Origin of the sequence: Nocardia sp. CDC159 (genome assembly GCF_023740735.1) — a bacterium.
Taxonomy (GTDB): domain Bacteria; phylum Actinomycetota; class Actinomycetes; order Mycobacteriales; family Mycobacteriaceae; genus Nocardia; species Nocardia pulmonis.
In genome coordinates, this window is the sequence record NZ_JAMRXH010000015.1 from 1 (window position 1) to 21,964 (window position 21,964).

20 protein-coding genes, 1 tRNA gene and 1 pseudogene are annotated in these 21,964 nt (G+C 67.0%); 12 read left to right on the forward strand and 10 right to left on the reverse strand.

The features are described from left to right. On the reverse strand, positions 1-1,322 hold a 1,322-nt coding region (locus tag NDR87_RS27500; protein ID WP_251916158.1), incomplete at its 3' end, for an acyl-CoA dehydrogenase family protein. Positions 1,323-1,561: 239 nt separating this feature from the next. Here NDR87_RS27500 and NDR87_RS27505 point away from each other — a divergent pair. After that, positions 1,562-2,164, forward strand: a complete 603-nt coding sequence (locus NDR87_RS27505) for an alpha/beta family hydrolase (RefSeq protein ID WP_251916160.1) — start codon at positions 1,562-1,564, stop codon at positions 2,162-2,164. A gap of 1 nt (position 2,165) precedes the next feature. Here the strand turns inward: NDR87_RS27505 and NDR87_RS27510 are convergent, their stop codons facing one another. The 4 genes from NDR87_RS27510 to NDR87_RS27525 form a co-directional block, all read right to left on the reverse strand. Further along, on the reverse strand, positions 2,166-2,861 hold the full coding sequence (locus tag NDR87_RS27510; RefSeq protein WP_251916162.1) for a bifunctional 2-polyprenyl-6-hydroxyphenol methylase/3-demethylubiquinol 3-O-methyltransferase UbiG: 696 nt from the start codon (positions 2,859-2,861) through the stop codon (positions 2,166-2,168). A 23-nt stretch (positions 2,862-2,884) separates the two neighbouring features. Then, positions 2,885-3,988 (reverse strand): DUF4185 domain-containing protein, encoded by a 1,104-nt coding sequence (locus NDR87_RS27515; RefSeq protein ID WP_372494304.1) that lies wholly within the window; start codon positions 3,986-3,988, stop codon positions 2,885-2,887. 190 nt (positions 3,989-4,178) lie between these two features. Further along, positions 4,179-4,922 carry a crotonase/enoyl-CoA hydratase family protein gene (locus NDR87_RS27520; protein ID WP_251916164.1) on the reverse strand — a complete coding sequence of 248 codons (744 nt, stop codon included), beginning with the start codon at positions 4,920-4,922 and terminating at the stop codon, positions 4,179-4,181. Next, positions 4,919-5,701: an alpha/beta fold hydrolase gene (locus tag NDR87_RS27525; RefSeq protein WP_286014136.1), complete on the reverse strand. Its 783-nt coding sequence runs from the start codon at positions 5,699-5,701 to the stop codon at positions 4,919-4,921. Before NDR87_RS27525 ends, NDR87_RS27520 begins: the two co-directional genes overlap by 4 nt. A gap of 204 nt (positions 5,702-5,905) precedes the next feature. On the opposite strand from NDR87_RS27525, the gene NDR87_RS27530 reads away from it, so the two are divergent. The 5 genes from NDR87_RS27530 (at position 5,906) to NDR87_RS27550 (ending at position 9,134) form a co-directional block, all read left to right on the forward strand. Continuing rightward, positions 5,906-6,130, forward strand: coding sequence for a hypothetical protein (locus NDR87_RS27530; RefSeq protein ID WP_251916169.1), 225 nt, complete (start codon positions 5,906-5,908; stop codon positions 6,128-6,130). Further along, entirely contained in the window at positions 6,117-6,413 is a 297-nt protein-coding gene (locus tag NDR87_RS27535; protein WP_251916170.1) for a type II toxin-antitoxin system PemK/MazF family toxin, read from the forward strand. Before NDR87_RS27530 ends, NDR87_RS27535 begins: the two co-directional genes overlap by 14 nt. Before the next feature lie 94 nt (positions 6,414-6,507). Next, positions 6,508-6,834: a hypothetical protein gene (locus NDR87_RS27540; protein ID WP_251916172.1), complete on the forward strand. Its 327-nt coding sequence runs from the start codon at positions 6,508-6,510 to the stop codon at positions 6,832-6,834. 82 nt (positions 6,835-6,916) lie between these two features. Continuing rightward, on the forward strand, positions 6,917-7,375 hold the full coding sequence (locus tag NDR87_RS27545) for a YdcF family protein (protein ID WP_308212155.1): 459 nt from the start codon (positions 6,917-6,919) through the stop codon (positions 7,373-7,375). A 115-nt stretch (positions 7,376-7,490) separates the two neighbouring features. After that, a complete protein-coding gene (locus NDR87_RS27550) occupies positions 7,491-9,134 on the forward strand; it encodes a hypothetical protein (protein WP_251916175.1) in 1,644 nt (547 codons plus the stop codon). A gap of 2 nt (positions 9,135-9,136) precedes the next feature. Here NDR87_RS27550 and dcd read toward each other — a convergent pair whose 3' ends face one another. Further along, positions 9,137-9,715 carry a dCTP deaminase gene (gene dcd / locus NDR87_RS27555; protein ID WP_251916177.1) on the reverse strand — a complete coding sequence of 193 codons (579 nt, stop codon included), beginning with the start codon at positions 9,713-9,715 and terminating at the stop codon, positions 9,137-9,139. Positions 9,716-9,795: 80 nt separating this feature from the next. Here dcd and NDR87_RS27560 point away from each other — a divergent pair, with 80 nt between their 5' ends. The 3 genes from NDR87_RS27560 (at position 9,796) to NDR87_RS27570 (ending at position 12,119) form a co-directional block, all read left to right on the forward strand. Further along, positions 9,796-10,407 (forward strand): trimeric intracellular cation channel family protein, encoded by a 612-nt coding sequence (locus tag NDR87_RS27560; protein ID WP_251916179.1) that lies wholly within the window; start codon positions 9,796-9,798, stop codon positions 10,405-10,407. Positions 10,408-10,638: 231 nt separating this feature from the next. Continuing rightward, complete coding sequence (locus tag NDR87_RS27565) at positions 10,639-11,391, forward strand: helix-turn-helix domain-containing protein (protein WP_251916181.1); 753 nt, start codon at positions 10,639-10,641, stop codon at positions 11,389-11,391. 8 nt (positions 11,392-11,399) lie between these two features. Continuing rightward, positions 11,400-12,119 carry a helix-turn-helix domain-containing protein gene (locus NDR87_RS27570; protein WP_251916184.1) on the forward strand — a complete coding sequence of 240 codons (720 nt, stop codon included), beginning with the start codon at positions 11,400-11,402 and terminating at the stop codon, positions 12,117-12,119. Positions 12,120-12,172: 53 nt separating this feature from the next. Here NDR87_RS27570 and NDR87_RS27575 read toward each other — a convergent pair whose 3' ends face one another. Then, complete coding sequence (locus NDR87_RS27575; RefSeq protein ID WP_251916527.1) at positions 12,173-13,564, reverse strand: MDR family MFS transporter; 1,392 nt, start codon at positions 13,562-13,564, stop codon at positions 12,173-12,175. A gap of 392 nt (positions 13,565-13,956) precedes the next feature. On the opposite strand from NDR87_RS27575, the gene NDR87_RS27580 reads away from it, so the two are divergent. From NDR87_RS27580 to NDR87_RS27590, 3 genes are all read left to right on the forward strand, one after another. Further along, positions 13,957-14,027 (forward strand) — tRNA-Gly (locus NDR87_RS27580). A gap of 165 nt (positions 14,028-14,192) precedes the next feature. After that, positions 14,193-15,515 carry a UDP-glucose/GDP-mannose dehydrogenase family protein gene (locus NDR87_RS27585; protein WP_251916185.1) on the forward strand — a complete coding sequence of 441 codons (1,323 nt, stop codon included), beginning with the start codon at positions 14,193-14,195 and terminating at the stop codon, positions 15,513-15,515. Between the two features lie 106 nt (positions 15,516-15,621). Continuing rightward, a complete protein-coding gene (locus NDR87_RS27590) occupies positions 15,622-16,974 on the forward strand; it encodes an Hsp70 family protein (RefSeq protein WP_251916187.1) in 1,353 nt (450 codons plus the stop codon). Between the two features lie 915 nt (positions 16,975-17,889). Here NDR87_RS27590 and NDR87_RS27595 read toward each other — a convergent pair. The 3 genes and pseudogenes from NDR87_RS27595 to NDR87_RS27605 all read right to left on the reverse strand — a co-directional run. Beyond that, positions 17,890-19,104: pseudogene (locus NDR87_RS27595) on the reverse strand (YibE/F family protein); the annotation flags it as partial. Positions 19,105-19,492: 388 nt separating this feature from the next. Continuing rightward, entirely contained in the window at positions 19,493-20,752 is a 1,260-nt protein-coding gene (locus NDR87_RS27600; RefSeq protein WP_372494315.1) for a pyridoxal phosphate-dependent aminotransferase, read from the reverse strand. 38 nt (positions 20,753-20,790) lie between these two features. Continuing rightward, positions 20,791-21,681 (reverse strand): XRE family transcriptional regulator, encoded by an 891-nt coding sequence (locus NDR87_RS27605; protein ID WP_251916192.1) that lies wholly within the window; start codon positions 21,679-21,681, stop codon positions 20,791-20,793. Positions 21,682-21,964 lie beyond the last annotated feature (283 nt).

Genomic DNA, 21,964 nt, shown 5'->3' on the forward strand with positions numbered 1-21,964 from the left:
TTCGAATCGCGGATGTACTGCTCGATCGGGTAGTCCTGCAGGAAGCCCGAACCACCCAGGGTCTGCAGCGATTCGGTCAGGTACTGGTAGGCCCGCTCCGAGCCGACACCCTTGACGATCGGCAGCAGCAGATCGTTGACCCGCGCGGCCAGATCGGCATCGGCACCGGAAACCTGCTCGGCCACCACCGGATCCTGATGGGCGGCGGTGTACAGGTACACCGCGCGCAGGCCCTCGGCATAAGCCTTCTGGGTGGCCAGGCTGCGGCGCACGTCCGGGTGGTGGGTGATGGTGACGCGCGGGGCGGTCTTGTCGGAGGCCTTGGTCAGGTCCGCACCCTGCACGCGCTGCTTGGCGTAGTCCAGCGCGTTCAGGTAACCGGTCGACAGCGTCGAGATGGCCTTGGTGCCGACCATCATGCGGGCGTGCTCGATGACCTCGAACATCTGCGCGATGCCGTTGTGCACCTCGCCGACCAGCCAGCCCTTGGCCGGAATGCCGTGGCCGCCGAAGGTCACCTCGCAGGTGGCCGAGACCTTCAGGCCCATCTTGTGCTCGACGTTGGTGACGAAAACGCCGTTGCGCTCGCCCAGCTCACCGGTCTCGTGGTCGAAGTGGAACTTCGGCACGAAGAACAGCGACAGGCCCTTGGTGCCCGGGCCCGCACCCTCGGGGCGGGCCAGCACCAGGTGCATGATGTTCGGGAACAGGTCGTCGGAATCGGCCGAGGTGATGAAGCGCTTGACGCCCTCGATGTGCCAGGAGCCGTCCTCCTGCTGGACCGCCTTGGTGCGACCCGCGCCCACATCCGAACCGGCATCGGGCTCGGTCAGCACCATGGTGGCGCCCCAGCCCTGCTCGGCGGCGATCTTCGCCCAGCCCTTCTGCTCCTCGGTGGCGTTGTTGTAGAAGATGTTCGCGAAGCCCGCACCCGCGGCGTACATGAACGCGGCGGGCTGCGCGCCGAGGATCAGCTCGGCGATGGCCCAGTAGGCAGTGCGCGGGAAGGGCAGGCCGCCCAGCTCCTCGGCGATGCCCAGCTTGTCCCAGCCACCCTCCTGCAGCGCGCGGTAGCTCTTCTTGAACGACTCCGGCAGCGTGACGCTGTGGGTGTTGGGATCGAATACCGGCGGGTTGCGGTCGGCGTCGGCGAAGGACTCACCGAGCGGACCCTCGGCCAGGCGACGAACCTCGTTGATCATCTCCTTGACCGTGTCGGTGTCCAGGTCGCCGAAGGCGCCGGAGTCGAGGATCGGGCCGAGACCGAGCACCTCGAAGAGGTTGAACTCCAGGTCGCGGACGTTGCTCTTGTAGTGACCCATGTCTGTTACTCACTCTCCGTTGAGTTGGTGCGGTCGGTGTCTGTTCCGTTCCCGCCCAGCTGTTGCCACCGGGGTAGTCGCCGGAAGTCCGCCTACTACTCGCGGGTAACTTACACCGTATATTACCGACGAGTAATAGGCACTCCAAGGCTCTTACGGCGGATTGTGACGCGAAGAACAAGCCCACGCCCGTCAAGCCCCTCTAGCTCTTTCGACCTCATGTGGGGTTAGCGTGAGGTGTGCGCATCCAGACGAGTGCGGGACCTGCGGAGATCGAACTGGACCGGCCCAAGCGTCCGGTATCGCTCCTCCTGCTGACCCACGGTTCCGGCGGCGGCGTCGATGCCAAGGATCTGCTGGCCGTCCGCGATCGCGCGGTCGATCTCGGCATCGCCGTGGCCCGCGTGATCCAGCCCTATCGGGTCGCCGGTCGCCGCGCCCCGGGATCGGCCACGGTGCAGGACGCGGCCTGGACGGAGATCGTCACCGCCCTGCGCGAGAAGGTCCGCGATGTGCCGCTGGTCCAGGGCGGGCGCAGCAACGGTGCGCGGGTGGCCTGCCGCACCGCCGTCGAGGTCGGGGCGAAAGGCGTTCTCGCGCTGTCGTTTCCGCTGCACCCACCGGGTAAGCCGGAAAAGACCCGGCGCGCCGAACTGCGCGCGGCCGCCGAACATGTCGACGTCGTGGTGATCAACGGCGCCCGCGATCCGTTCGGCATCCCGGACCCGGCCGACGCGGCCGAGGTGCGCATCATCGCCGGCCAGCCGCATTCCTTCCGATCCGGCTTCGACGAGATCGCCGCGACCGTCGAGCCATGGCTGCGCCGCTGGTCCGCGGCCTGACTCAGCCGGCCGTCGCCTGCTCTTCCAGATCGGGCACGATCCGCGTCGCGACCACGAGCGCGTCGATGGCATCCCCGCCCTCGGTCGCCCGCAGCACCCGATCGGCCACCCGCACCCGCACATGGTCCCCGGCCGCGGCCAGATCCCGCACCACATCGTCGGGCGTGAACAGGATCGACGCATCCTGCGGCCCGCCACAGCCCTCGGTGAGATTGCGGCTGTCGTGCCCGAGCACCAGCAGCGTCCCGCCGGGGGACAGCCGCTCGGCGGCCTGGGCCAGCACCGCGCGGCGCTGTCCGTCCGGAAGATGCAGGAAGACCATGAGGATCAGCTCGAACGGCCCATCCACCCCGGCCGCGGCCAGATCGGTCACATCGGCGCACTGCCACTCGATGCGAGCGCGCACCGACCGCGACAGCCGCGAGCCGACCGTGCGTCCCTTGTCGATGGCGACCTGCGAGAAGTCCACCGCCCGCACCTGCCAACCATGCGTGGCGAGCCACAGCGCGTTGCGACCCTCCCCGCACGCCAGATCCAGCGCACGGGGCAGGGCGGGCGGCTCCGCACCGGGCGCGTCGGGCTGCAGCGGCACCCGCCGCTCCAGCCCGTACACGTGCTCCACGACGGTCGCGTTCGGCGGTGCGCCCCAGACCAGTTCGCTCCGGGCATACCGCTCGTCCCACTCCGCCGCGTCCATGCCGCCGAGTGTATGTGGTTCGGCTACAGGGTCGTTCGCATCAACAGGACGTTGTACTGGCTGTGCACGGTGGTGAGGAAGTAGAGATCGCGGCCGGTCTGATACGGGAAGATCGAGGGGGCGTAGGCGGTGGGCAGCTCGCGGGTGTCGATCAGCACCTCCGGTGGGCTCCACGGACCCTCGGGGGAGGAGGCGCGCCGCATCACCACCGAGTTCCACGGGTCGGTGGTGAGCATCAGGTACTGGCCCAGGTACTGGTTCCACATCACCGACAGCTCGCCCACCCCGGCCGCGATGGGCGTCGCGGCGTTCGGATCGCCCTTGCGCCAGCGCTCGCCGTCCCAGTACTCGTATTCGTCGAGATTCTGGATGTCGTGCTCGCGCACCCGGGCGATATATGCGAAATGGTTGCGCCCCGAGGGAGTCCCGTATTCGTAGACGAACCCGCCGTCCTTGAGGAACGCATTCATCTGAAAGTTCGAGTTGCCGCCCTCGTCGGGCCTGCGGGTGAAGGTCAGATCGGCCCACGTCTCCCCGTTGTCGGCCGATGCGGCCAGACCGGAGAAATTCGTCGACCACTGCCCGACCTCGTCCCAGCTGCGCACCGACATCAGACTCATGTACTGGACCCCGTCCACCGCGATACCGGCGGTCGGAATTCGGCTGATCTCGATGAACGGAATCTTCGGACTCGGAATCAGATCCCGGGCCTGGCCGAATCCGTCCCGGACCACGCTGTCGAAATAGATGCCGTTGCTCGGGTCCTGGGTGTGGCTGCGCAGCAGCACATTCGATCGCCAGGCCCACACGCTGCCGGAGAGCAGATTCGGAAAGCCGACCCCGGCGGTGTCGCCGAATGCGGTGAGCATTTCCCCCGCACCGTTGTCCCACATGATGCCCAGATCGGTGCCGAGCACATTGTTGTTCTCGGTGTGGTTGGGGCTGGCCATGCCGGTCACCTGGAATACCGCGCGGGTGCGGCCGGGCAGCTGCGGCAGGCCGCTGGTGCCGTTGAGCACCGGAATCGGATTGATGGCGTTGGGATTCGCCGCGGCAGGCGGATTGACGGTGAAGAGCAAGGCCGAGACACCCGCCAGTGACAGCAGGATGGATCTGGTCTTGGTCAAGGTCGGTGGGCCTTCCGGGTTATCGCCGATCCGGTGCGGCCCACGTGAAGATCTGTGACACCGCACACGATCATCGACTTGGCTGGCAAGGTGTGAAAATGCTAACAGCGCTTCGAGAGCGTGTGGGTGTCACCCACCGACATTTTGGGTAACGATCGAATACTTCCGCGCGAAATTACACGCGCGAAAGTCAGCGGCGGCCCAGTGCCTGCCGAATCAGCAGCGGCAACTGGGTCGCGCGTTCGATGCCGAGCGTGCGCAGAGTTCCGCGCTGCCAACTGCGGTCGAACAACCGTTTGGCGGCCATGACGGCATATGGCGAACGGGCGCTTATGCGTTCGGCGAGTTTTTCCGCCGCCGCCCGCGGGTCCGCGGTCACCTCGGTGATCAAACCGATTCGCTCGGCATAGGCGGCATCGACCGGATCCGCGGTCATCGTGAGCAGCAGCGCCTTATCGATGCCGATCAACCGGGAAAGGGTCGCCGCCCCGGTCATATCCGGAATCAGGCCGTGCTTGACCTCCATCACCGAGAAATCCGCATCCGGGGTGGCGAATCGGAAGTCGGCCGCCAGCGCCAGCTGCAGCCCGCCGCCGTAGCAGTGCCCGTGCACCGCGGCGATGACCGGCTGCGGCAGCCGCCGCCAGGCCCAGCACGCCTCCTGGAAGGTGTTGGTGCCGCGCCCGGGCAACGGCACGAAATTGCGCACGATGGTCAGCGGATCCCCGGCGGCCTTCGCGATATCGAGGCCGCTCGAGAAGCTGGGGCCGTTGCCGGTCAGGACGACCGCTCGGACGTCGTCGCGCTTGCCGATCTCGCGCGCCACCCGCACCAGCTCGCGCAGCATCGGAATGGTCAGGCCGTTGTGCTTGTCCGGGCGATCCAGCGCGACGTAGGCGCGGTCGGCGTCGATGGTCAGCGATACATGGCTCATGGCGTCCCCTTGGTCGACTCCAGCAGAATCTTCGCGCATCCGGTGGGGTCGTCGTAGAACGGGGTGTGGCCACTGCCGTGCAGGGTCACGTGGCGGGCGTGCGGTAGCCGGGCCCGCGCGCGCCGACTCTGCGTCGCGTAGGTGAGCAGGATGTCGCGATCGCCCCACACGATGGTGACCGGAATCCGCGCCAGCCGCCCAGCGTCCTGCAGCCGGGCGTGCTCGAAAGAGCCCAGCGCCGCATCGAGTCCGGGCGCATCCATCGCGCCGTACGCCGTGTCGAGGGCGATGCGGGTCCCGACCGCCCACGGCCTGCCGAAGACCAGCCCGAGAAAGGCCGTACGCCCCGCGGCCGTCCCGAGCACCCTCGGCAGCGTCGGCCGCAACAGCATCCCCAAATCCTTGGACCGCCCCAGCGCCTGCTGACACCAGATCCGCCCCACTGTCGACCAGAACCCGATCGGCGAAAACGCCGTCACACTCCGCGCCAACCCGCGCGCCCCGAGATTCAACGAAATCAGCCCACCCATGGAATTCCCCGCCAGATGCGGCCGCTCCACCCCCACGTCCGCCAAAAACCCCGCCACCGCGTCCGTGAGCGTGTCCACACTCGTCTCCGCCAACGCCTCCGACCCCCCGAACCCCGGCAGATCCACCGCAATCACCTCGAACCGCTCGGCCAACAACCCCATGACCGGCTCCCAAACCTGCCACCGACTCCCCACCCCATGCACCAAAACCAAGGGCTGCCCCCGCCCAACCCGCTGATGATTCAACATCCGCCAACTCCCGCACTAGGTGACCCCGCTCACCCTAACAACAATTGACACACCGCCAACAGCTCCACCCTCTCCCATCTCCCACTCCCGCCCCGAGCGCTCTCGGTCCACGCAGCACCCCTTCCTGCCCCGCGCAGCTCCCACCTCGATTCCCCCGCCCCGGAGCGCAGCGGAGGAGCGAGGGCGAACGGTAAGATAATTGGTATGGCAACCCGCAAGGTGACTCTTTCCCTCGACGAGGCGGCCTGGTCGTATGCCGAACAGGCCGCGGCGCGAGCGGGGATGTCCCCGTCCGCCTGGATCTCCAAGGCCGCCCGGCGCGAGGCCGTGCGCACCGGTTGTGGTCCGGTGCCCGATCCGACCGCGCTGGCCGCCGCCGACGAGGCGGAGCTGGCGGCCGCCGAGAGGGAGCTGCGTGCGCAGGGGTGAACTGTGGACCTACAACCCGCACGGTTCGCCTCGGCGCCGAAATGTCGTCCTCATCTCCAGTGACGGCATCAACGAATCCCCGCGCCCCTGGCTGATCGCGGCCGAGGTGGAGGCGGCGGACCCCGACGACATCCTCGCGGTGTCCATCCCGGGGCACGGCTGGGTGCACGCCGGGAATCTGGGCCGCATCTACCGCGGCTGGCTCGCCGAACGCATCGGTGAGGTCGATGCCGCAACCGTCGAGCGGCTCGACACCGCGCTGCGCGCGGCCATGGATCTTTGACCCACGTCTGTTGCCCCGCCGCGTGATACGGCAGGATCACCACGGCGGTGCCCGCGCCGCCGCTGCCGACCTACTCGCGAGAATCGAGGAACAGTTGAGGATTTCGCTGATAGCCGCCGCATTCGTCGCCCTGCCGCTACTGGCGGCCTGCGGCGGCTCCGACACCAAGGACGCCCAGCCGCAGATCACCCAGGCCGACGTCTCCAAGTCCTTGCAGTCCGGCGGTCTGCAGGCCAACCTGGCCGACTGTGCGGCGAAACACTTTGTCGATGCCGGTATCTCGCAGGACGGCCTGCGCACCATGACCAAGTCCAATACGGCTCCCACCGCCGATCCGGGCACGGGCATGAGCAAACAGGATGCCGAGAAGGCCCGTTCGGCCGCGCAGAAGATCGCCACCGAATGCTTCAACCCCAGCTGACCCGCTGAGCGGGCGGCGCGTTCTCCGGGCGGCCGCGGCGTCGGCGGTCGCGGTCGCCGCGGCGGTTGCCGCACTGTGGCCGGTGTACGTGCGCCCGCGCATCGACACCCCCGTGCGGGCCGACGCGATCGTGGTGCTCGGCGGGGCGCACGACGGCCGCGAGGAACTGGGCCTGCGGCTGGCTCGCGACGGCTACGCACCCCGCGTGCTGTTCTCCGACCCCTACGAGCACAGCGCGCTGATGAACCGGATCTGCCACGGCGGCTACTCCTTCGAGGTCGACTGTTTCGACCCCGATCCGCGCACCACCCGGGGCGAGGGCCGCGAACTGGCGGCCCGGGCCCGGGCGGGCAACTGGCATCGCGTGATCGTGGTGACCTTCACCCCGCACGTCTCCCGTGCCCGCTACATCCTCGAAAAGTGCTGGGACGGCGAGCTTCTCATCGTGGTGGCGCAGCCGCGCATCTCGCCGCTGCGGTGGGCCTACCAGTACGCCTACCAATCGGCCGGATACGTCAAGGCGGCATTCGAGCGCTGCTGATCGTTACCAAAGGGAAGTAACGTATCCGTAACTGCCCGGAAAAAGTGGCTCTACATTCGGCCGTGAATCTCATCTCCGAACCCCGTTCGCGACGAGCGGGAGTGAGGAGTGACGAGTGGTCGAGGTGCAGGCGCGGCAGGAGAATTCGGTCGCCGCGACGAAGGAAACCCTGGAGGACTACACGCTGCGCTTCGCGCCGCGTAGTTATCGCAAGTGGAGCCCGGCGGTGGTGGGCGTCTCCGCGCTCGGCGGTATCGCCTACCTGGCCGATTTCGCCATCGGCGCCAATATCGGCATCGCCAACGGCACCGGCAACGCCCTGCTGGGCATCGGCATCTTCGCGATCGTGGTGATGCTCACCGGATTCCCGCTGGCCTACTATGCCGCCCGCTACAACATCGACCTGGACCTGATCACCCGCGGCAGCGGCTTCGGCTACTACGGCTCGGTGATCACCAATCTGGTGTTCGCGTCGTTCACCTTCATCTTCTTCGCTCTCGAGGGCTCGATCATGGCGCAGGGGCTGAATCTCGGCCTGCGCATTCCGCTGTGGCTGGGCTATCTGGTGTCCACGGTGTTGATCTTCCCACTGGTCATCTACGGCATGAACACCCTGGCCAAACTCCAGGTGTGGACCACCCCGCTGTGGCTGCTGCTGATGGTGGCTCCCTTCGTCTTTCTCGTTGTCCGCCATCCGGATTCGATCGATTCCTTCCTTGCCTACGGCGGCAAGGACGGCAGCGGGGTCAGCCTGACCGGCGCGCTGATGGCCGCGGGCGTCTGCCTGTCGCTGATCGCCCAGATCGCCGAGCAGATCGACTATCTGCGCTTCATGCCGCCGAAAACCCCCGAGAATGCCCGCAAGTGGTGGACCTGGGTGCTGCTCGCCGGTCCGGGCTGGGTGGTCTTCGGTGCGATCAAGCAGGTCGTGGGCCTGTTCCTGGCGGTCTATCTGATCGCGAATCTGCCTGGCGCCCAGGACATCGCGAATCAGCCGGTGCATCAGTTCCTGGAGATCTACCGCGATATGGTGCCGTCCTGGCTGGCGATGACACTCGCGGTGGTGCTGGTGGTGATCAGCCAGATCAAAATCAACGTCACCAACGCCTATTCGGGCTCGCTGGCATGGACCAACTCCTTCACCCGGGTTACCAAGACCTATCCGGGCCGGCTGGTGTTCCTGGGCCTGAATCTGGCGATCGCACTGATCCTGATGGAAGCCAACATGTTCGACTTCCTCAACAACATTCTCGGCTTCTACGCCAACTGCGGCATCGCCTGGATCGTCACCGTCGCAACGGATATCGCGGTCAACAAGTACCTGCTGAAGATCTCACCGAAGCAGCCGGAGTTCCGCCGCGGCATGCTCTACAACGTGAATCCCGTTGGGCTGGTTGGGTTCGGCCTGTCGGCGGTGCTGTCGATCATGACCTTCTTCGGCGTCTTCGGTGAGACGCTGAAGCCCTATTCGCCGATCGTCGCCGTGGTGATCTCCTTCGTCGCGACGCCGCTGACCGCGCTGGCGACCAAGGGCCGCTACTATCTGCGCCGCACCGACGACGGGATCGCGGCGCCGATGTTCGACGAGCACGGCAATCCGTCGGGCGAGACGCTGACCTGCCACGTCACCGGCATGGAGTTCGAACGGCCGGACATGATCGCCTCCGCGGTGCCCGGACCGGCGGGGGAGATCCAGTACATCAGCTCACTGGCCCTGTCGACCGACAAGTCCGGCGTGCACGTCCTGCCGCCGCAATAAGGTCAGCCCTGCTGCGGCAGCGGGAAGTTCAGGTACGCCTTCGACGGCGTGGGGCCGCGCTGGCCCTGATACTTGGACCCCGCTGCCGCGCTGCCGTAGGGATTCTCCGCCGGGCTGGACAGCCGGAACAGGCACAGCTGGCCGATCTTCATGCCCGGCCACAGCGTGATCGGCAGATTCGCCACATTCGACAGTTCCAGGGTGATGTGCCCGCTGAATCCCGGATCGATGAATCCCGCCGTGGAGTGGGTGAGCAGTCCCAACCGGCCGAGGCTCGATTTCCCCTCCAGCCGCCCGGCCAGATCGGTGGGCAGCGAGCACACCTCGAGCGTCGAGCCGAGCACGAATTCGCCCGGATGGAGGACGAACGGCTCCCCGTCGACGGGTTCGACGAGGGTGGTCAGCTCGTCCTGCCGCTGAGCCGGATCGATATGGGTGTAGCGAGTGTTGTTGAACACCCGGAACATCCGATCCAGTCGCACATCGATACTCGACGGCTGAACCAGCTTCTCGTCGAACGGTTCCAGCGCGAGCCGGCCCGCGGCCAGCTCGGCACGAATATCGCGATCGGAAAGCAGCACGTCGACAGAGCGTAGTGTGTCGGTCTCCGCGGCGGGCAGCGGGGAGCGGGCCGCCGGAAGGTTGCTGACATCATGTGCGCATGCTGCACGTGCTGTATCTGGTCGGTGTGGCGGCCTTTGCCGCGAGTGGAGTGCTGGCCGCGTACCGGGCCAATATGGATCCGTTCGGCGGCCTCGCCCTGGCCTTCGCCGCCTCCATTTCCGGCGGCACGCTCCGGGATGTGATCCTCGGGCGCTACCCGCTGTACTGGACCCACGACTGGGTGCTGCTGACGGTGATCGGCGGCGTCGGCCTGGCGACCATCGCCTATCTCCGATTCTGGACGCTGCCGCGAAAATCACTGTTGGTCGTCGATGCCATCGGCCTGGCGGTGGTGACCGTGATCGGTGCGCGCGCGGCCATCGAGGTGGGCGCCACACCCCTGGCGGTGATCATTCTGTCGGTGATGACGGGCGTGACCGGCGAGGTCGTTCGCGATGTGCTGTGCGGCGAATTCCCCCCGCTACTGCTGCGCGAGGACGTCTACGCCATCGCCGCGCTGATCGGCGCCTGCTGCTATCTCGGCATGCACCACCTGGGCTCGGGCCCCGGCCCGGCCGCGTTGATCTCCGCCGGAGTGGTTTTCGCCCTCCGCATGGCCGCCGTCTATTTCGGCCTGCACCTGCCCCGCCCCCACCGGCCCGGGCCGTAACCCCTCGACCCGCCCCGGCCCAACCCCTACCCCCTCCCCTGCCCCCGTCCGGCGAAGCCGACGGGGTGGGCATCCGGCTCTCCCCTCCAACGAGTCGGTAGCCCACCCCGACCCCCGGATTCGGGCGAGATGCGTTTGCCCTGCCCGCTAACAGCATTGGATAGTGGTCGCGCCGCAGTCAACACCTGCAACCCGTACATCTTGTCCGGGTAGGAGTAAGGAATCTTTTCGATGTCGTCCATTCGCAATCTCGGCACCTGGGTCCGGGAGTGGAGAAATCGCGCCGAACTCACCCAGGCTGAGCTCGCCACAATGGTCGGGATCGCCGAGGAAACGCTGTCCGCCATCGAACGCGACAAGCGCCCCATCTCCCAGAGCGTGCTGCGCCCACTACTCACCGTCCTCGGCATCGACCCCTCGCTGGCGAGGGCGTTCACCGACATGTACGCCGGACCGCGGCGGCTCGATCACGTCCGGCCGATTCCCCAGGAGATATCCGCACTCGAGGCCATCTCGACTCCCGCCTGCTACCAGGAGGTCCGGACCTACCGGATCGTGGCCGCCAACACCGCCGCCCGGCACGCGCTGCCGGGTCTGGAACCGGGCCTCGCCCTCGTCGAATGGGTGCTGCTCGACCCGCGCGCCCGCGAGGTGATCGGCGACTGGGAAGCGGCCGCGCACAACTTCGTCCATTCGCTGAAAATAACGGCACGGGCCCTGATGGACCCGGAGGTCGGCGAATCACTCATCCGGACATGCAGTCAGGCCCCGGAATGGGATCGCATGTGGAATACCGAACCCGACGAGTTCGGACCCATGACCCTCACCCACATCGATCCCGTCACCCGCATTCCACAACCGGTCTACCTCACCTCCTGCACCCTCCAATACCCCCGTGCGGGTTGGGCGCTGTGGATCATCAGTCCGGTCATCGATCCCGGCGACGTGGACAGCCACCCGAACGTCGTGGCCTGGTCCGAATAGAAATTCAGATGTCGCCGTCCATCAAGAATCTGGGCAATTTCATCCGCGAGCGAAGAATCGACAACGATCTCACCCAGGCCCAGCTCGCCAAAATGGTAGGGATCTCCGAGGAGACACTGTCCGCGATCGAACGCAACAAGCGCCCCATTACACAGGGCGTACTGCGCCCACTGCTCATTGCTCTCGGTCTCGAGCCGACGCAGGTGCAGTCGTTCACCGGCATGCACGCCGAATCGCAGATGTCCGATCACGTTCGGCCGATTCCGCACGAGATATCCGCACTGGAGGCCATTTCGACCCCCGCGTGCTACCAGGAGATCCGTACGTATCGGATCATGGCCGCCAATCCCGCCGCCCGGCGCGCGCTGCCGGGCCTGAAACCGGGCATCAGCCTCGTCGAATGGATACTGCTCGACCCGAACGCCCGCAAGGTGATCGGCGATTGGGACGCGGTCGCCCACAACTTCGTGTATTCGCTGAAGATGATGGCTCCGGGTTTGATGGAGCCGCAGGCCAGTGCGGAACTCATCCGGTCGTGCAGTCGGGCACCGGAATGGGACCGTATGTGGAACACCAAGCCCGACGAGTTCGGACCCAGGCCCACCATGATCCACATCGATCCCGTCACCGGCATCCCGCAGGCGGTCTACGTCACCTCCTACACCCTCCAATACCCCCGCTCCGGCTGGTGGTTGTGGATGCTGAGCCCGGTCCGGAACCAGGAATGACCCGAATCCCGCCGTCGCGCGGCGGAATTCGGGTCATTCGAATCAGGCTCGGGTCAGTGCACCAGAACGGGCTCGTCGGACGCCTCCGCCGAGGTGCTGGATCGGTTCGGCAGCAGCACCGCCATCGCGAACACCAGCAGCGACAGCGCCGCCGAGACACCGAACGCCAACCGCATCCCGTCCAGATGCGCGGTCGTCGCCTCGACGCCGTCCGCGATCAGCGCGGTGCTGCGGGCCGACATCACGGTCACCACCAGCGCGGTGCCCAGCGCGGCGGCCACCTGCTGCAGCGTGCCCAGCATCGAACTGCCATGGGAGTACAGGTGCGGCGGCAGCGCGCCCAGCCCCAGCGTGAAGACCGGGGTGAAGGCCGCGGCCAGCGACACCATCAGCACGATGTGCAGAACCAGCAGCTGCCAGTACGGCATGGTCCGCGAGATCTGGGTGAATCCGGCCAGTGCGAGCGTGATGCCCAGCGCGCCCGGAATCACCAGCACCCGGCCGCCGAAGCGGTCGAACAGGCGGCCGACGGTCGGTCCCAGCAGACCCATCGCCAGCCCGCCCGGCATGACCAGCAGTCCGGTCTGCAGCGGGCTCAGGCCGCGCAGATTCTGCAGATACAGCGGTAGCAGGATCATCGAGCCGAGCATCGCCAGGAACGCCACCGACATCAGGACCAGGCCCTTGGTGTAGGTGCCGAAGGCCAGGATGCGCAGATCCAGCAGCGGAGTTCCGCTGCGCTGCAGTCGCAGCTGACGCCAGGCGAAGATGCCGATCAGGGCGAGACCGGCCACCACGATCAGCACCGGCCCGGTGGCATTGCCGGTCTCGAACCGGCTCAGGCCGTACACCAGTCCGCCGAAACCGAGCGCCGCGAAGGCCACGCTGGCCCAGTCGATCGCGCCGGTCTCCGGTTCCCCGATGTCCTCCAGCCGTCGCAGGCCCAGCCAGGTGACCGCGCCCGCGATCGGCAGCACCAGCACGAACAGCCATCGCCACGAGGCGATTTGCAAGACCAGCCCCGACAGCACCGGACCCATCGCGGGCGCCACCGAGATGGCGAGGGTGACATTGCCCATCACCCGGCCCCGATCGTGTTCGGGTACCACCGTCATCAGCGTGGTCATCAGCAGCGGCATCATCACCGCGGTGCCGCCCGCCTGCACGACCCGCCCGACCAGCAGCAGCGCGAACGAGGGTGCGATCGCCGACAGCGCGGTGCCGAGCAGGAATACGCCCATCGCGATCGCGTAGGCCCGCCGGGTCGTGACTCGCTGCAGAAACCATCCGGTCACCGGAATGACGGCCGCCATCGTCAGCATGAACGCCGTGGACACCCACTGCGCCGCCCGCTCGGTGACGTCCAGATCGGTCATCAGCCGCGGAATCGCATTGATCATGACGGTCTCGTTCAAGATCACCACGAATGTCGCGAGCACCAACAGCCGGACGACTGTCGGGGTCCGTCTGGCCGGACTAGCGGATATTTCGGCGGACAACGGGTACCTCCGGAGCGTTCGTGAGTGGTCGACGACATGTGGGCCGAGGCGGTCTCGACTGCTGGGCGCCACACACATCAGACGGGAACAGTCCGCTCAACTCACCGGTCTCGCGCCACTATTCCGGTTCGCTTCCTTGCGAAGCATCCGATTTTCCACCGCCATGCCCACCGCATGCCCGTGAAAGCCCCTGGTCACCACGACTTCTCAGCGACTGTACGGTCGTATGGTGAGTCTGGTCACGTCCGGCATAATCCCAGGTCGCCACCTCCTACCTGGGAAGTTGGCTGCCGCGACCGAGGGTCTGCTATCGTCTCCCCAGCGCCCCGTGGGGCAGCGCCGGTGTAGTTTAGTGGTAGAACATCAGCTTCCCAAGCTGAGAGTGCGGGTTCGATTCCCGTCACCGGCTCTTTGCTCGATCTTTTCCCCGCCGTATCCGGTTGGTGGCCAACATTTTTCGCAGGCGAGTCGGGATGCCCTGCGGAACTGCGGGTTTCCGCTTGTACATCTGATGTTGCCCGGGGACTTGCCTCGCGGACGCGGGGTGGCCATCGCTGGCGCTTACCAATCGATCATGCGTCTCACGGTGTTCGGGACTGGGTATCTGGGAGCCACCCATGCCGCGTGCATGGCCGAGCTCGGGCATGAGGTGGTCGGGGTCGATGTCGACCCGGGGAAGGTCGCCAAGCTGTCCGACGGGGTGGTGCCGTTCTACGAACCGGGGCTGGAAGAGGTGTTGCGGCGCAATCTCGATCGCAAGCGGTTGCGGTTCACGACCTCCTACGAAGACGCCGCGGCCCATGCCGATGTGCACTTCCTGGGGGTCGGCACGCCGCAGAAGAAGGGGGAGTACGCGGCGGATCTGAGGTATGTACACGCGGTGGTCGATACGCTCGCGCCCATGCTCGAGCGCCCGGCGGCGATCATCGGCAAGTCGACAGTGCCGGTCGGGACCGCCGCCGAACTCGGCGCCCGAGCCCGGGCCGCCGCCTCGACCGAGGTGGAGGTCGCCTGGAATCCGGAGTTCCTGCGCGAGGGCTACGCCGTTCAGGACACGCTGCGCCCGGACCGGCTGGTGGTCGGGGTGGATCGCGCTCGCGCGAACTCCTCCTGGGTAGAGGAACTCGTGCGCGAGATCTACGCCGATCTGATCGCGGCCGAGGTGCCATATCTGCTGACCGATTTGGCCACCGCCGAATTGGTGAAGGTCTCCGCGAATGCCTTTCTGGCGACGAAGATCTCGTTCATCAACGCGGTCTCCGAGGTCTGCGAGGCGACCGGCGCCGACGTCACCGTGCTCGCCGACGCGCTGGGCCACGACGCCCGCATCGGCCGTCGCTTCCTCAATGCGGGCCTCGGCTTCGGCGGCGGCTGCCTGCCCAAGGACATCCGCGCCTTCATGGCCCGCGCGGGCGAACTGGGCGCCGATCACGCCCTGTCCTTCCTGCGCGAGGTCGACAACATCAATATGCGCCGCCGCACGAAGGTCGTCGATCTGGCCGCCAAGGCGTGCGGCGGTTCGCTGCTGGGCGCCAATATCGCCGTGCTCGGTGCGGCCTTCAAACCCGAATCCGACGACGTGCGCGATTCGCCCGCCCTCAATGTGGCCGGAATGATCCAGCTGCACGGCGCGGTGGTCACCGTGTACGACCCGAAGGCCTTGGAGAATTCGCGCAAAGTTTTCCCAACGCTCAACTACGCGACCTCGGTCGCCGAGGCGTGTGAACGCGCCGACGTGGTGCTCGTGCTGACCGAGTGGGCGGAATTCACGGCTTTACGGCCGCAGGATTTGGCCCCGGTGGTCCGGTCCCGGTCCATTATCGACGGCCGGAATTGTCTCGATCGCGCCGCTTGGCGGGCTGCGGGATGGGTGTACGCCGGGCTCGGCACGCCGTAGGGTGGTCCGAGCAGGTACAGTGACCCCCACCGTGGGGCGACGCTGGCCATCCGCAGGCGGCGGGCGCCGCGCACGTCGTGGAGTGTGAGAACGAGATGGGCAGCAGATGAGTTCGGTATTGGGAGTTTCGGTGGGAGCGGGCGCCATTCGCCTCGCGCGCCCCGCGCCCGGAAATTCCGCCGAGCGATTCGCCCCGGATCATTTCGAGTTGCAGACCCTGCCCGTGGACGATCAGCGGGTCGAAGAGGTCGCCGCCGACGGCCTCGGCGCCGCGCTCAGCCCGGAAGTCGCCGCCACCGCCATCGCCTTCCGCAGCGAACAGCACGCCCGCGCCCTGCGCGCCGCGCTGGCCCGCCGGCAGCTGACCAATTACGAACTGGTGCCCGAGGTGGTCGCGGCCCTGCAGTTCCTGGAGTCGGCCGGAGAGCTGTCCGGCTTCCGCACCATCGCGCTCTACGACCTGGGCAGCTCCGGCCTGTCGGTGAGCGTGGTCGACGTCGCCAGCCGCCAGATCCTCTACAGCGAGCGCACCAGCGATATCAGCGGCGACTACCTGGATTCGCTGATCCGCGAACAGCAGATCGCCTCGGGCCGGATCGCGCACCCGCCGGATCCGGAGGGCCTGGCCGCGCTGGACGCGCTGTGTCGACAGGCCAAGGAGCAGCTGTCGGTCAACACCGCGGTGGCGCTGCCCTCCGAACACGGCCTGGTGCTGATCTCGCAGGAGAATTTCGAGGCGCTGATCATGTTGGCCGTGGAGTCTTCGGCCCGCATGGCCCGCGATGTGATCATGCGCTCCGAGCAGGCCGTGCAGGCCGTGGTCGCGATCGGCGGCTGCGCTCAGATTCCGCTGGTCACCCGGGTCCTGGGGCGCTGGCTGGGTATGCCCGTGGTGGTGCCCGCACATCCGGAGACGGTCGTGGCCCGCGGGGCGGCGCTGCTGGCTCGCCCGGCCCGCCCGGTCGCCGCGCCGCAGCCGGGCCCGTCGCACACCGAGGACACCGAACAATTACAACCGGCCTGGCTATCCGACGACTCCGCCCCGCGCACCCGCCGCGAGGCCAAGGTCGGCCGCGGCCTGGAACTGGCTCGCGGTCGGCGGCGGGAGATGAGCGTCGCCGGTGTCGCGGTCGGCGCGCTGGTGGTCGTGGCCGCGGTCGGTCTCGGCCTGGGCTGGGCCCCGCAGGTGCTGCAGGGCAATTCACAGAGCAGCAAGACCTCGCCCACGACGACCGAGACCAGCACCCCGCATACCACCGTCGCCGAACCCACGGCGACCCCCGCGCCCACCGACACCACCATGGAGTCGGTCGCCGCCCCGCCCCCGCGCTACCAGCCCACCACCGAGCCGCCGCCGCCTCCGCCGGGACCGAACACCATCGTGGTGCCGGGCCTGCCGCCGATCGTCGTCCCGCCGATTCCGCCGCTGCCCCCGCTGTTCCCCGGACCGCCGCAGTAACGCTCAGCGGTCGTAATCGCTCGGCGGCCAATCCCGGCGGTACCGATGCCGTGGTCGCTCGGCTTCCTCGGGCTGCCAATCCTCCGGCTGGCCGGATCGCGGATACGGCTGGGCCGGGGGCTGCTGTGGATAACTCACACCCGGGTGGTAGCTCGGCGGATCGTCGTAGTCGTCGTCGCGCGCGTGCTGACCGGGTGTGCTGAAGCCGTCGTAGGTGCCGCCGTATCCGGTTTCGGATGCGCTGTAGTACTGCTGCTGGTGAGCCGCCTCGTCGTCGGCCGCGTGATGGGCTCCGAGATCGCCGCTCACCCGTTCGTAGCCGTAGTCGTCGGCGATCCGACCGGTGCCGACCCGGCCGCCGTGGCCGGTTTCGGGTATGCCGGGGTGCGGGATGTTTCGGTAGTCCCCCGTGGGATCGTGGAACTGCGCGGCCGGATAGGCGTCGTGGTAGCCGTCCTCGACGGGATCCTGTGCGGCGAAACCGCTGCGCGTCGAGCCGATTTCCTGGTCATCCTCATCCCGGTGACGTCTGCGGGGAACGAAATTCCCACTCGTCGCGGCCATTTCGTCGCTGATCTCGTCCTGGGCATGATTCTGCGTACCCAATCGCATTCTCACCGAGGCGCTTTCGTCATCCGTGTACGACGGTGCGGAGACCCGTCTGCGCGGCGTTTCGATCTCGTCCTCGTCGAGGGTGTGCGTCCGCGGGGCGACCCGTCTGCGTGGTGGTTCGGTGTCGTCCTCGTCGAGGGTGTGCGTGCGCGCGATGGCCCGTCTGCGTGGCGGCTCGGTGTCGTCCTCGTCGTGCGTATGCGCCCGCACGGCGACCCGCCGTCGCGGCGAATCGCTGTCGTCCTCATCGTGCCCACGAGCCCTTCGAGAGCCCGCACCCATGAGCTCGGCACGCAGCGAGAACGGCCGCGCCAGCACCACCGCGATCGCCGTCGTCAGCGGTACCGACAGGGCCAGGCAGATGCCGCCCACCGCCGAGCGGGCGATCTCGATCGCCACCGCGTCCCCGGTCAGCACATCGCGCATCGAACGCCCCGCTACCGAGAACATCAGCAGCAGCGGCAGCGCCCCACCGGCATAGGCGAGGACCAGGGTGTACACCGTGCTGGCGATGTGATCGCGCCCCACCCGCATGGCCGCGGCGAAAACCTCACGGCGGGAGGCCTCCTCGTCGAGCGAGGCCAGCTCGAAGGCGGCCGACGCCTGCGTGATGGTCACATCGTTGAGCACACCGAGCGAGCCGATGATGAACCCCGCCAGCAGCAGCCCGGTGATGCTGACGTGCTGGATATAGGTCGCGACATTGGTGTTGTCCTCCTGCGACAACCCGGTCACATGGGTGAGCTTCAGCGTCACCACCGACAGCACCGCGGACAGCACCATCGCGCTCAACGTCCCCAGCAGCGCCGAACTGGTTCGCAGATTCACCCCGTGCGCCAGATACAGCACGGCATAGAGAATCAGTGAGCCCGCCACCAGGGCCACCGGCAGTGCGGGTTTTCCGTCCAGCAGCGCGGGCAGCATGAACGCCACCAGCACCCCGAAGGCGAACACCAGCCCGAGCACCGCGCGCAATCCGCGCCAGCGCGCCACGGCCACGATCACGACCGTGAACGCGATTCCGATCAGCGCCAGCGGCCAGCCGCGCGAATAGTCGTCGAAGGAGTAGACCGGTGTACCGCTCGGATCGTTCTGCCGCACGATCCGGATCTTGTCCCCGGCGTGCAGATCGGGTTGACCTGGGCCGGGAGCGATTTCGAGCAGCGTGTGCTTGCCCTGGTGCGGACCGGACTCAATGGCGATCATGCTGCGCTGGCAGGTGTAGGAGCTGGCGGGCGGCGGCAGCGGGGTGTCGTCGAAGACCTTGCCGTTGGATTGGCTGCCGCACGGCCCCACGTCCTGCATGACCACCGTGCCACCCTCGGTCACCACGGCGCCACCCCCGCTGTTCTGCATCGGCAGTGGAATGTCGATGTGCTGACGGCTGGGCCACAACCAGATCGCACCGATGACCACGAGCATGCCGATGCCGATGAGTAGCCCGACCACGACCCGGGCCGCGGTGGCGCCGATCGCGATCGGCCCCGAGTGATGGTGGTGGTGATGGTGGTCGCTCACCGGTCCCTACCTGTCCCTTGCGTACCTGACCGAAGCGAGCTTAAAGGATTTGGTTTTCAACAACACTACGGCGAGGGTTGCGACCGCGGACCCGGACCGAATGCGGTTCACCGCTGAAGATTTGGAGAATGCCCAGTTGAGAGGCGGGAGGGGGTGGCGGAGAGCAGGGGGATGTCTCCGCCACCCAGGGATCCGACGGCCCAGGGGGGTAGGCGGTCGAACCCAGGGCCGAGCGGCCCAGGGGGGGTAGGCGGCTCGGCCGGGCACCTTGAGTGCCAAGGACTACTGTACACAAACGGCCGTTCTTTGCGCTAGCTAAGTCTTCAAAAACCTCAATTTTTCGGACTCACGGTTTGTTTCGCGCGGCAACGAACCCGATCGGCTGTCGTCACTGCCGATAGCTGGCCAGGAAGTTGCCGAACCGCTCGATCGCGACCGCCAGATCCCGCGCCCACGGCAGCGTCACGATCCGCAGATGGTCGTGATACGGCCAGTTGAATCCGGTTCCCTGCACCATCAGGATCTTCTCCTGTAGCAGCAGATCCAGGATCAGCTTGGAGTCGTCGTGGATCTCGTGTACCTCGGGATCCAGTCGCGGGAAGGCATACAGCGCGCCGCGCGGCTTCACGCACGACACACCCGGGATCATGTTGAGCTTCTCCCACGCCACATCGCGCTGCTCGAGCAGGCGGCCGCCGGGCAGCACCAGATCATCGATGCTCTGATGGCCGCCGAGCGCCACCTGAATCGCATGCTGCGCAGGCACATTCGGGCACAGGCGGGAGGAGGCGAGCAGGTCGATACCCTCCAGGAATCCGGCCGCATGCTCCTTCGGCCCGGTGATCACCAGCCAGCCCGAGCGGTATCCGGCGACCCGGTACGCCTTGGACAGCCCGTTGAACGTCAGACACAGCAGATCCGGCGCGAGCGTCGCCAGGGAGATGTGCTTGGCGTCGTCGTAGAGGATCTTGTCGTAGATCTCGTCGGCCAGCAGCAGCAGCCGATGCTTGCGGGCCAGGTCCACCAGCTGCTGCAGCACCTCGGTCGAATACACCGCGCCGGTCGGATTGTTCGGATTGATGACCAGCAGTGCCTTGGTCCGGTCGGTGATCTTCGACTCGATATCGGCGATATCGGGCTGCCAGCCGTTGGACTCGTCGCACAGATAGTGCACCGGCGTACCGCCCGCGAGGCTGGTCATGGCCGTCCACAGCGGATAGTCCGGCGCGGGGATGAGCACCTCGTCGCCGTTGTCCAACAGTGCCTGCATGGTGATGGTGATCAGCTCGGAGACGCCGTTGCCCAGGTAGACGTCGTCGACATCGAACTCCGGGAAGCCCGGAACCAGCTCGTAGCGGGTCACGATCGCCCGGCGCGCCGACAGGATGCCCTTGGACTCCGAGTAGCCCTGCGCGTACGGCAGCGCCGCGATCATGTCGCGCATGATCACATCCGGCGCCTCGAACCCGAACGGAGCCGGATTGCCGATGTTCAGCTTGAGAATGCGGTGCCCCTCGGCCTCCAGCCGCGCCGCATGGGCGTGCACCGGCCCCCGGATCTCGTAGACGACGTTCTGGAGCTTGGTGGACTGCTCCAGAACGCGCGGCGGTAGATGCGATGACTGGCTGGTAGGGCTCACCCGTCCAATGGTGCCACTGGCAGGCAAGCCCCTTTTTCGCCCGTCCCCTACGCCGACAAATGCACCGGGATCATCCGCACGGCCGCCGTGGCTCCGCAGAATTCCTCGATGCGTTCGTCCAGGTGGCGGGCCTCCACCGCGTCCCGGAACGGTGGCGCGGCGATGCGCCGACGCAGTTTGGTCAGGCGCTCCTCCAGCTGAGCGATGCGCTTGTCCTCGGCCAGCTCCAGCACCGGCCGCAACGCCTCGGCGGCCCCGTCGAGGCTGCCGTTGATCAGATGCGCGGCCGCGTTGTCCACCCGGGCCAGCGATTCGGCGCCGTAGGAGCGCTGCTCCTCCGGCCCGCTGGTGTACAGCTCGATCGCGCGCTGGGTCGCCTCCAGCGCCGGTGTGGCCTGGTCCAGATGGATGTAGGTGGCCCCGGCGTAGTAGTGGCTCTTCGGCTCGTTGAAACCGAAGACGCCGCCCACCTCGTCGTGCAGGGAATCCCGCTCGGAACTCTCCCGAGCCGAATCGGCCTCCCGGATGCAGCGCTCGGTATCGGCGACGCTGCCCAGCTTCGACCAGATGCGAGCCTCGATATTGTGCAGCCGCACCCGCGCCGTCGCCGATTCGGCGTACTGCTGCCCGTTCTGGGCCAGCAGCACCCCGCGCCGCGGGCGCTCGGATTTGTATTCGATCAACGCCTGCATGCCGCGGGTCCAGGCCCGTAATCCGTTGTGCTGACACAGCTCCGCATAGGCCCAGGCGGCCCGGGCCTGTTCGCCCGCGGCGTCGTGATAGCCGAGATCGGTGCTGGCATTGGCCAGCAGGCCGGAAAGCGTACCGGCCAGCAGGTACAAATGACTTGTGTCCGAGGGCCTTTGATGGCCCTCGAGCAGCCGGTACACCCGCCGCCGGACGCGTAGCATCTCCACCATCATCGGCACCGGTGGCACATGGACATAATCGTTTGCGATGCGCGTGACGTCAGCGTCGAGTTGTTCCAACGTGGACGCACCTACGTTGGTCGCCTCGGCCCGGCCGGCGTGCTCGCTTGCTTCGTGGGCAGCCGCCATGATCAGATCCCTCTCCGAAATCGCTGCTAACGCATCACCTCTCATCGCACCAGCGTCTACGAGTGCCAAAAGTTCCGCGTCGCTCGAATACTTGGCGTGCGCGGAATTCTCGCCGCGCACCTCGAATTCAGGTGCGGGTCGATCGATAAGGGGCTGATCGATC